The sequence below is a fragment of the Dokdonia sp. Asnod3-C12 genome (assembly GCF_045063975.1).
In the GTDB taxonomy this organism is placed as follows: domain Bacteria; phylum Bacteroidota; class Bacteroidia; order Flavobacteriales; family Flavobacteriaceae; genus Dokdonia.
This window is the reverse complement of record NZ_JBEFNY010000003.1, coordinates 1,944,760-1,956,744: the sequence shown is the minus strand read 5'-3', so window position 1 is coordinate 1,956,744 and position 11,985 is coordinate 1,944,760. Positions and strand designations below refer to the sequence as shown.

The following is an 11,985-nucleotide window of genomic DNA, read 5'->3' as shown; positions in this document are numbered from 1 at the left end:
AAAGATTAAATTTGCATCCGCTACGAGAAATAGCGTCGTTCTTATAGAATGCAATGCGAAAGTAGCTCAGGGGTAGAGCATCACCTTGCCAAGGTGGGGGTCGCGAGTTCAAATCTCGTCTTTCGCTCTAGTTTGAAATTATAACGCTTTCGTGAAAGCGCATAAAAATAAATACCAATTTTTTTCACGTAAGTGAAAATGCTCGAGTGGTGGAATTGGTAGACACGTTGGACTTAAAATCCAATGTCCATTAGGACGTACGGGTTCAAGTCCCGTCTCGAGTACAAAAGGCTTCCATCAGGAAGCCTTTTTTATTTTTATATATTTCAACCATGGTAACCGTCTACATACTTTACTCTAAAAACATCAATAAATACTACATAGGGAGTTGCCTAGACCTAGCGCTAAGAATACAAGAACATATATCCAAAACACAAAGGGTTTACTACTAGAGCTCAAGATTGGGAGATATTTTTTGAAATAAGCAATTTAGAATATCAACAAGCACGGAGCATCGAAAAACACATTAAGAGTATGAAAAGCACAACATACTTAGTGAATATCAAAAAACATAGAGAAATAGCACAAAAACTAGTTCAAAAATATAAGTAACGGGTTCATCCCGAGTACAAAAGGCTTCCATTAGGAAGCCTTTTGTATTTTATAGCCTTCAATTAACCTTCTAAGAAGTAGCGCCACCCTTCTTTTTAACAAGCATTCTCTTTATCTCATTGAGCTTCATAAGCGCCTCTACCGGCGTAAGCGTGTCAATATCTATATGTAAAATTTCCTCTTTAATATCTTCTAGTAATGGATCATCTAGATTAAAGAAACTAAGCTGCATTTCTTCTTCGCCAGCTTCTTTAAGTTTACCTGTAAGCTCCTCACTTCCGTGAGATTTCTCCAGCTTCTCCATCATTTTTGTCGCTCTACGTAGTACCTGTTGAGGCATTCCCGCCATCTTTGCGACATGTATTCCAAAACTATGAGCACTACCTCCTGGTACTAGTTTACGTAAGAACAATACATTATCCTTAAGCTCTTTTACAGAGACATTGTAGTTCTTTATGCGTTCAAATGTCTCACACATCTCATTAAGTTCATGATAATGCGTTGCAAAGAGCGTTTTAGGCCTCCCCGGATGTTCATGTAAAAACTCACTTATCGCCCAGGCAATGGATATTCCATCATAAGTACTTGTACCACGTCCTATCTCATCTAGCAAGACTAAACTGCGGTCACTTAAGTTATTAAGAATACTAGCCGTTTCATTCATCTCTACCATAAAGGTACTTTCACCCATAGAGATGTTATCGCTCGCTCCTACTCTTGTAAAGATTTTGTCTACCACGCCTATATGTGCCGCTTGGGCTGGTACAAAACTCCCCATCTGGGCTAGCAAGACTATTAAAGCAGTCTGTCTTAAGATGGCACTCTTACCAGACATGTTAGGCCCAGTAATCATAATCATTTGTTGATCACCACTATCTAAATACACATCATTTGTCACATAAGACTCGCCTAGTGGGAGTTGCTTTTCAATTACCGGATGTCGTCCTTCTTTTATATCTATTGCTTGTGACTCATCTAGCGTAGGTCTCACATAATTGTTTTCCCTAGCTAACTGTGTAAAGCCTAATAAACAATCTAGTTGTGCTATCTGAGAGGCATTTGCCTGCACTTGAGGAATAAAACTACTCATCCAGTTTACCAATGCAGAAAATAGCTGCTGTTCTATCGCCTGAATACGCTCTTCGGCTCCTAAAATTTTACCTTCGTATTCCTTAAGCTCCTCAGTAATATAACGCTCTGCATTCACTAGCGTTTGCTTTCTTATCCACTCTTCTGGTACTTTGTCACGGTGTGTGTTACGCACCTCTATATAATACCCAAAAACATTATTTGACGCTATCTTAAGCGAGGTAATCCCTGTACGCTTAGTCTCTCGCTCTAGCATTTGCTCTAAGTAATCTTTACCTCCTTGAGACAACGCTCTTAACTCATCTAGCTCTTCATGAAAGCCAGCTGCAATTGCTCCGCCTTTTATTATAGAAACTGGAGCTTCTTCTTTAAGCGTTTCTTTTATTTTATCAAGTAACACCACACAATCTTGAAGTTGCTCGCCTATAATTTTAAGTGATTCATTATCCGTACTAAGCGCTAACCACTTTATAGGAACGATTGCTTCTAGTGAATTTTTAAGCTGAATAACCTCTCGCGGACTAATTTTACCCGTAGCAACCTTACTTATGAGGCGCTCTAAGTCTCCTATTTTCTTAATATTAGACTGCATTTTATCAAAAATCCCTCCATTATCTGAGAGAAAAGAAACTACCTCATGACGCCTTTCAATTTCATCAAGACGTTTGAGGGGTAATGCTAGCCATCGTTTAAGTAGACGTCCTCCCATAGCAGAAGTTGTCTTGTCTATAATATCTATTAAAGTAATGGCCTTTACTCCAGAAGCCGAGTTATACAACTCAAGGTTTCGTATCGTAAAGCGATCCATCCACACATAATCATCTGCCGCAATACGGCTTATTCTTGTGATATGCTGTAGCTTGTGATGCTGAGTTTCTCCTAAATAATGAAGCGCTGCACCAGCAGCAACCACTCCTTCTGATAGATGCTCCACCCCAAATCCTTTTAAAGAATTTACGTTAAAGTGTTTATGCAAAGATTCTGTAGCATAGTCTATATGAAACACCCAATCCTCTTGATAAAAAGTGTGGTAATCTGAGCCATATGCTTCTAAAAAAGTCTTTTTTTGCTTTTTACATACTAGCAGTTCGCTAGGAGCAAAATTTTGTAATAGCTTATCTATATAAGCGATATCACCTTGGGCAGTGAGATACTCACCAGTAGATACATCTAAGAAAGCAACTCCTACCTTTTCTTTATTAAAAAAAACAGCCCCAAGAAAGTTATTTGTTTTTGCAGAGAGTATATCATCAATCATTGCAACCCCAGGCGTTACAAGCTCTGTCACACCGCGCTTTACAATTTTTTTAGTCTGCTTTGGATCTTCTAGTTGGTCACAAATAGCCACCCTACAACCTGCCTTTACAAGCTTAGGCAAATAGGTATTTAGAGAATGATGTGGGAAGCCAGCAAGCTCCGTGCGATCACCACCATTATTGCGACTTGTTAATGTGATATTGAGAATTCCCGCTGCTTTTACAGCATCTTCTCCAAAGGTTTCATAAAAATCTCCTACTCTAAAAAGCAACAAAGCATCCGGGTATTTTGTTTTAATACCATTGTACTGCTGCATTAAGGGGGTCACTTTTTTCTTAGCCAAATCATTTATTTTAAGAAAAATAAAAGTACACTATTCTATTGGGTTCGCTTTCTCAAAAATGACCAGACTTTCCTAGTTTTTCCACATTTTATACACACGCTTTCGCGAAAGCACAAAATAAGGCGTTTTAACAGCACTTCGAGTTCACCAAGATTATAGTGCTCATAAAATTGAATACTTTCTCTTAAAAAAGAGCTTAGAGATTAAAATTAGATAGATTATAATTATCGAAAAATTAAATTTAATAGATAAAATTTAGCGATTCAATTTTTAATATTTTAAGGTGATACCTCATAACCGTGAGAGTAAAAAGCCGAAGACAATTTTACAACACCCTTGTAATCATCTATATAATCAATAATCTTATGAAAAGTTCTCAAAAGAAAGCTGATTTATTTGAAGAATCAAGATAACGATTGGCAAATTCGCTTATTTCGTGTAATTTTTAGAATATTATTAGCATATAGTTAACTATTAGCTAAATAAGTTAAATATTATTTATAATTTGGATTATAAACTAAATCAAATATCAAATGAAACAAAAGTACCCATTACTCAAAATGGTCTATTTCTTGTTATTTTTAATTCCTTGTGCCATGATGGGTCAGTCTGTTGTTACAGGAGTTATTAAAGATGCTGGAAATAACCCAATTCCCTTTGTCAATGTTATTGAAAAAGGAAGTTCAAACGGAACCACCTCAGATTTTGACGGTAATTACTCCATTACATTAAACGGTAATTCTGGAACCTTAGAATTTTCATACCTAGGGTATGCTACACAAGAAAAATTAATTTCAAGTTCACAAACATTAAATGTAACTCTTGAAGAATCCTCAGAGTCACTAGATGAAGTAGTAATTTCTGGACTAGCATCTTCTGTAAAGAGATCTAATGCTGCAAATGCTGTAGCATCAGTATCAGCAGAGCAAATTACTGGTACCACACCACCACCTACATTAGATGGAGCGCTGTATGGTAAATTTGCTGGAGCTCTAGTGAGCCAGAATTCTGGTGCACCAGGAGGAGGACTTTCTATTAAACTTCGTGGAGCTACTTCTATCCAAGGTAATACACAACCACTTTATATTGTAGATGGTGTTTATGTAGATAACTCTTCTATCTCTGCAGGTCTTAATGCAGTTTCTGCAGCATCTGCTGGAGGAAGTGCTTCAAACCAAGATAACCCTACAAACAGAATAGCAGATATAAATCCAGATGATATTGAAAATATCGAAATATTAAAAGGAGCATCTGCCGCAGCTATATATGGTTCTAGAGCTGCTGCCGGAGTTGTTATCATTACAACTAAGAAAGGTAAAGCTGGAGAAACTCAGTTTAAATTTGGACAATCTTTTGGATGGACTCAGGTAACTAGATTATTAGGACTACGTGATTATAATGAGCAACGCGTAGAGGATAGTTTTGGAGCAGAGGCAGTGCCGCTTTTTGTAGCTGCAAGAGATGAAGGAAGACTTGTAGATTATGAAGAAGAAATTTATGGAGAAAAAGGTCTTATAAGTAGAACTAACTTTAGCATGAGTGGTGGAGATGTAAAAACTCGCTTTTATGCTGGGGTTACGCACAGTAATGAAAATGGTATTGTTAAAAATACTGGCTACGAAAAGACTTCACTTCGTCTTAACTTAGATCATAGAGCTACAGACTTTTTAAAAGTATCACTTAATACAAACTATATTAATTCTAGATCTAATCGTGGCTTCTTTAATAATGATAACTCTGGAACTACTATTGGTGTGACTTTAACTGGTACAACTCCATGGTTACAATTATTTCCAGATGAAAATGGTGTATACCCGGATAATCCTTCAGGAGCATCAAACCCATTACAAACTAGAGACAGAGTAACTAACAGAGAGATTGTAGATCGCTTTATTATTGGTGCTTCTGCAAATCTAGATATCTTCAAAAAGGAAAAATCAAGCCTTGAATTAATTTTACGTGGAGGTTTAGATACTTATGGACAGAAATCTAGAGCTATTTTCCCAAAGGATTTACAATTTCAAAAACCTGCTAATGGAGGTCAAAATGGAGTTGCTGTGCAAGGAGATACTCAAAATAGAAACTACAATCTAGCGGCTTTCTTAGTACATAATTATAGAACGGATAATGATTTATCTTTTAGAACGCAAGCCGGTGTTACAAGGGAGTATTTTGACAGAAATACGCAGCTTATTACTGCGAGCGGACTTGTAGCTTCAGAAACTAATGTTGACCAAGCTGCAAATACTGGAACTAACCAGTTTAGACTACTTCAAGAAGATGCTGGATTCTTTGTACAAGAAGAAATCAATTTTCAAGATAAGCTTATAGGAGCGATAGGATTAAGAGGAGATAAATCTTCAAATAACGGAGATGCAAACGAACTTAACTATTACCCAAAAGCATCACTCGCAGCAAACTTCAATGAGTTTGATTTCTGGAAGGAAGATAGCTTTGTTGATAAATTTAAACTACGTGTAGCTTATGGAGAGGCAGGTAACTTTGCTCCTTTTGGTGCATTATTTACATCATACACATCATTCTCTACAGATGGTCTATTAGGAATAAGCCTTGTAGGGGTGCGTGGAGATGCTGGTTTAAGCCCAGAACGTCAAAAGGAATTAGAATTTGGTACAGACCTTAGTATTCTTGATGGTAAAGTAGATTTTTCTGCAACATATTATATTAAAACTGTTGATGATTTAATTCTTAACTCAGCACTACCTCCATCTTCTGGATTTACGAGCGAATTTGTAAATGCAGGTGAATTACAAAACAAAGGACTTGAATTATCACTTAACAGTAATATCATTGAGTCAGAAAATTTTGTGTGGAACGCTAGTGTAAACTGGTTTAAAAATACTTCAAAAATTACTCGTTTAGATGTTGATCCTTTCAATGTAGGAGCTTTTGGAGCAACACTAGGTACATTTAGAATTGAAGAAGGTTCTAGTGCTACACAGATAGTAGGAATAGGCCCTAACCCAGGTGCAAATGGATTCCAGAAATTTGGAGATTCAGAGCCAGATTTCCAAATGGCCTTTAACAATAGTCTTCAATACAAGGATTTCCAATTATCATTTTTATGGCAATGGAAAAAAGGTGGTGATAACATCAACTTGACTACATTATTATCTGACCTCAACGGTACAAGTGCAGATTATGATGATTCTGGACTTGATCCTTCTGGAGCACTTGCAAATGGTCCTTATAGAGTGAGTCAGCTAGGTTCATCTGCAGATGTATTTGTAGAAGATGCATCTTACCTAAGATTACGTGAAGTAGGATTATACTATACAATCCCAACTACAGCATTAACTAACTTCTTAGGAGGAAATATAGATAACATTAAAGTAGGATTTTCAGGAACAAACCTAATCAACATATTTGATTACAATAGTTATGATCCAGAAGTTTCAAACTTTGGAGGTGGAGGTATCTTTACAGGTGTAGAGGTTACGCCTTTCCCATCATCAAAGCGCTTCTTATTTAATCTCGCTGTAAACTTTTAAAATAAAAAGATGAAAAAATATATAACTAAAAGCCTACTTGCACTGAGTATTTGTGCTGGGCTTTATTCTTGTGACGTACAAGAATATTCAGACTTAAACAACCCCGAGGTTGATGCCTTTGAGGACAATCTAACTCGCGGAGACTTACAAGACCTAGTGGGCGGAGTGCTATATAGCTCTCGCGTAGGTCTGGGAACTTACTTTGATGATTGTGGGGTTATAGGTAGAGAATACTATAGATTCTCAAGCTCAGACCCTAGATTTACAAGTGATTTACTAGGTGGAGAGAATGCCGTTTTAGATAATAATACCTTCTATATCACAACCCCATGGGCTGCAAGATATAGAACCGTAAAAAACGCAAATCTTATCTTAGGATTTATTGAAGCACAAGATCTTTCTGCAATATTTACGGCGGAAGAATTGAGTGCAACAACTGGGTTCTTAAAAACAATGATTGCTCATGAACTTTTACTCAACCTCAACCTTGTAGACGAAGGAGGTATACGTGTAGATGTGGCAGATGAAACTAACTTAGGACCATTTGTATCAAAAAGCGAAGCACTTACTTTTATAAGAGCTACTCTAGTAGATGCCGCAGCAGATCTAAGTGCTGGAGGTGAAGAGTTTCCGTTCTTACTTTCATCTGGATTTGATAGTTTTAGCGTGCCAACTGATTTTGCTTCAGTAAGTAATGCCCTCGCAGCAAGAGTAGCAGCATATCAAGGAGATTTTCCTGGAGTATTATCATTACTTGATGACTCCTTCTTAACATTGGATAATAATAATCTTGATCTTGGTGTTTATCACAACTTTACACAAAACCAGACAGATATTCTTAATCCTATGTTTTTTGCTGTAAACTCTTCTACTGCGGGTGCACGTATCGCACAACCATCTTTTATCACAGATGCAGAAGCAGATGACGCTCGACTTAGTAAGGTTGTCTTACGTAGTGCGGTGGATGAGAATGGAAATCCAATCGCAAACCCATTAACACTTGACGGTCTTACTGGTGAATATGACGTTTTTCGTTATACTTCTAACGTTGATGATATTCCAATTATTCGTAAGGAAGAGTTATTATTACTTTATGCAGAAGCAAATATTACCGTAAATCCTGCCGAAGCAATAGTTGCACTTGACCTAATTAGACAAAGTGCTGGTCTAGATCCATATTCCGGAACTACTGATCCTACAGAGCTTACTGATGAGATGTTAACACAACGTAGATATTCTCTATTTGCAGAAGGACACAGATGGATAGATGTACGTCGTTACAATCGTCTTGACGAGTTACCTATTGATAGAGCAAATGATGATGTGTTTTCTCTATTCCCAGTACCACTTACTGAGAATCAATAAACAAACATCTAATTTATTCAAACCCTCTCAATGTATGTTGAGAGGGTTTTTTTATGCTTTCGCGAAAGCGAGACAATCCACAACAAACATCTATAAGTTACATTATTTGATGAGCAAAACGCTAATGCAAATGCCTTCCTATTAGCTTTTAATACGCTTACCAGTTGAAACTAATTAAGACGAACGGCTTTACTAACGCACAAAAAAAATGCCCTCAACAATTATGTTGAGGGCATTTTACATGTATCAGAAGTTAGTTTTATGCTGCTTCTCTATGTGCTTCATTATTTCTGTCTGTTGCTGCACTTCCTCTTACTTTAACCTTAATACGATATACTATGTAATATAGCAATGGTACGATAATAAGAGTAAGGAAGGTTGCTATGATTAATCCGTAAATAACTGTCCACGCAAGTGGGCCCCAGAAAATCACGTTATCACCTCCTACATAAATACCAGCATCAAACTCTTGAAATAACCCAAAGAAGTCAATGTTAATACCAATAGCAAGTGGTATCAAACCAAGCACCGTTGTTATCGCTGTAAGTAATACTGGACGCAAACGTGCACGACCACCTTCTATAATGAGTTCTTGCATGGTCTTTTTATCAAGCATTTGCTTTCCTTCAAGATCCTGCGCTACTTCTTTTCTATCTACTAGTAACTGCGTGTAATCCAGAAGTACCACTCCATTATTTACCACAATACCGGCGAGGGAAATAATACCCATCATGGTCATAATGATAACAAATGGTGATCCACTAATAATGATACCACCAAACACTCCTATAAAACTTAAGAAGATGGCTATCATAATGATGATAGGCTTTGATATGGAGCTAAATTGAAATATCAACAAGAAAAATATCAATGCCAGTCCGCCAAAAAAGGCACTTACCAGAAAGTTCATTTCCTTTGCTTGGTCTTCAATTTGACCTGTATAATTCACCTTAATATCTTTAGGAATTTCATCAAAGTTTTGCATCTCTTCTTGCACTGCGGCAACTACTACTCCTGCATCTGTAAACCCGGCGGCAAGGTTAGAGTATACTGTCACCACACGTTTAGAATCTCTATGCTTTATTGCACTAAATGAAGATGTGTTTCTTGTAGTGGTTACTGCACTTACAGGCACTTCTTTTACTTGTCCCGTAGCAGGATCTCTAAAAGTGATGTTCTGATTAAATAAAGCAGATTTATCATATCGCTGCTCTTCATTGAAGCGTACGTAGATATCATAATCTTCTCCATCCTTTTTATACACTCCTGCTTTATCTCCAAAGATAGAGCGACGTAGTTGCAGCCCTACTTGACCAGTTGCTACACCTAGTTCTCCTGCCTTCTGGCGATCTACAAGAACTTCTGTTCCTGGCTTACCTCTATTTACATTAATCTTAAGCTCATCTACTCCAGGAACGTTCCGGCTATTAATATAGTTACGCATCTTTTCTGCTGCGATGATGAGTTCTTGATAATCCTTACCTTCTAATTCAATATTGATAGGATATCCCTGTGGTGGTCCTGCTGCATCTTTTTCTACTGTAATTACAACTCCTGGATATACTCCTCTCACGGCATCTTGCACCTTAAAACGTAGCTCTTCACTATCTGCTTCATTACGGTACTTATACTCACGCATGGTAGCCGTAATTTTTGCTCTGTGCGGCATTTCGGCAGCGCTTCCTCCGTCTGTTTGTGGATTACCTGCGCCTTCTCCTACTTGTGACACAGAAGTTTCTACAAGTGCATTGTAATCTTCACCTTCTAAGTATGCTTCATCATTAAAGACCTTAAATACACGTTGTTCTATCTCCTTCGTGATTGCATCTGTTTTGGTAATTGCGGTACCTTCTGGATATTCTATATAAACCGTAATCTGGTTAGGTTTGTTATCTGGAAAAAATTCGATTGCTGTACGACCTGCGCTTACAGATCCTCCAAACGCCATAAAGGTTAAAATAAGCATCAGGAAAATCCCTACTACAAAGCCTATAGGTTTATAGCCTCTAATCGCCCATCCTAAGAATCTCTTATAAATATCTTCTAACCATGTTAAAAAACGCTTTTGAAAAACATCGGCAGCACCTTTAAGCACATACTTATATATCCACATGAAGATGATGGTTGCAATCACGAGACTTCCTAGTCCGCGTATGCTTCCACCTAAAAATAATATCATTAACCCAATAGGCAACATGATGAGTGAGGTGCGGATAAGAAATTTTCGCGAAAGCGCCTTCTCATCTGTTTTCATAAACTGTGATACGAGCATCGAGTTTATAAAAATTGCAACAAATAATGATGAACCAAGTACGACAGATAGTGTGATAGGGAAGTAAATCATAAACTGACCCATAATCCCTGGCCACAATCCTAGTGGCACGAAAGCTGCTACCGTAGTAAGTGTGGAAATAATGATAGGAAAAGCTATCTCTCCGATACCTTTTTTGGCCGCTTCTATACGTCCCATTCCTTCTTCGTCCATGAGACGATACACATTTTCTACTACCACAATACCATTATCTACTAGCATCCCTAGTCCCATAATGAGGGCAAAGAGAATCATGGTATTCATCGTATAACCCATCAAGTTGAGGATCATAAAACTCATAAACATAGACATAGGAATTGCAAACCCTACAAAAAGTGCATTTTTAAATCCTAAGAAGAACATAAGTACGCCTACCACAAGTATAATCCCAAAGATGATATTGTTTACAAGGTCGTTTACTTGGTTTTCTGTCTTTGCACTCTGATCATTTGCTGTACGCACAACCACATCCGGAGGAAACACCTCTGCTGTAGCATTTGCTATTATCTCGTTGATTTGCTCTACGGCCTCAATCATGTTTTCACCAGATCGCTTTTTTACATCTAGCATTACCACCGTCTCACTTATCTCCTCGTCATTTACCGTATCTCCTTCATATAATGTGAGGTCTCTAGCATAGGTAGTTTTATCTTCTTCAGAAAAAGTTACCTCTGCAATATCTTTAAGATACACAGCACCATTATCTGATTTGATTACAAAATCTTCAAGCTCTTCTGGGCTCTGAATTTCTCCTATCACACGAATGTTACGACGTTGCCCACTACTCACAAGGTTACCTGCAGATAGGGTCATATTTTCATTTCCTATAGAAGCAAGTATATCATTAAAGCTCACTTGAGCAGCAATCATTTTATACACGTCTACTGCTACTTCTACCTCGCGCTCTTGAGCACCACGTATGGTTGCCTCCTTTATTTCTTTAAGACTTTCTATCTCATCTTGTAAATACTCTGCATACTCTTTAAGCTTTATAGTAGGATAGTTACCAGATACATTTACATTAAGAATAGGCGTTTCCTCAGAGATACTTAAGTCAAATACGTTAGGCTCTACCTTTGCGTTGTTAAACGTAGGCCAGTCTTCATTTGCTGTTTCTGAGTCTACCTCATCTTTTACACGTTGCTTTGCAACCTGTACATCAACTCCTTCCTTGAACTCTATGGTGATGATTGCATAATCTTCTTGCGAAGTAGAAAGCACCTCAACCACATCTGATAGATTCTGAAGTTTATCCTCCAGCGGATCAACAATAAGACGCTCTATATCTTCTGCGGTGTTCCCAGGATATGGGGCCGAAATATAAATTTTAGTCTCATTAATTTCTGGGAAATTCTCACGTGCCATACCTAAATATGCACCCATTCCTAAGGCCAGAAACAGCGCCATAAGAACGTAAATAATGGTAGGATTATCAATCGCCCAACTGGAGATTGCAAATTCCTTATCTACATTTTTCTTTTTCTTATCTGTCATCG

Annotated in this window: 5 protein-coding genes and 2 tRNA genes; 5 read left to right on the top strand and 2 right to left on the bottom strand. The window is 37.7% G+C overall.

Features of this window, described 5'->3' with window-relative positions:
* Positions 1-55: 55 nt before the first annotated feature.
* The 3 genes from ACJJVW_RS08940 (at position 56) to ACJJVW_RS08930 (ending at position 452) form a co-directional block, all read left to right on the top strand.
* Positions 56-127: transfer RNA gene (locus tag ACJJVW_RS08940), tRNA-Gly, on the top strand.
* A gap of 73 nt (positions 128-200) precedes the next feature.
* Positions 201-284 (top strand) — tRNA-Leu (locus tag ACJJVW_RS08935).
* Positions 285-332: 48 nt separating this feature from the next.
* On the top strand, positions 333-452 hold the full coding sequence (locus ACJJVW_RS08930; RefSeq protein WP_366519227.1) for a GIY-YIG nuclease family protein: 120 nt from the start codon (positions 333-335) through the stop codon (positions 450-452).
* Positions 453-682: 230 nt separating this feature from the next.
* Here the strand turns inward: ACJJVW_RS08930 and mutS are convergent, their stop codons facing one another.
* The gene (mutS, locus tag ACJJVW_RS08925; RefSeq protein ID WP_405253086.1) at positions 683-3,274 is read right to left on the bottom strand and encodes a DNA mismatch repair protein MutS; all 2,592 of its coding nucleotides are present in this window, start codon (positions 3,272-3,274) and stop codon (positions 683-685) included.
* A gap of 560 nt (positions 3,275-3,834) precedes the next feature.
* On the opposite strand from mutS, the gene ACJJVW_RS08920 reads away from it, so the two are divergent.
* Positions 3,835-6,813, top strand: a complete 2,979-nt coding sequence (locus tag ACJJVW_RS08920) for a SusC/RagA family TonB-linked outer membrane protein (RefSeq protein ID WP_405251380.1) — start codon at positions 3,835-3,837, stop codon at positions 6,811-6,813.
* A 9-nt stretch (positions 6,814-6,822) separates the two neighbouring features.
* Positions 6,823-8,178: a RagB/SusD family nutrient uptake outer membrane protein gene (locus ACJJVW_RS08915; RefSeq protein WP_405251379.1), complete on the top strand. Its 1,356-nt coding sequence runs from the start codon at positions 6,823-6,825 to the stop codon at positions 8,176-8,178.
* Between the two features lie 259 nt (positions 8,179-8,437).
* Here ACJJVW_RS08915 and ACJJVW_RS08910 read toward each other — a convergent pair whose 3' ends face one another.
* Positions 8,438-11,983, bottom strand: a complete 3,546-nt coding sequence (locus ACJJVW_RS08910; RefSeq protein ID WP_405251378.1) for an efflux RND transporter permease subunit — start codon at positions 11,981-11,983, stop codon at positions 8,438-8,440.
* Positions 11,984-11,985 lie beyond the last annotated feature (2 nt).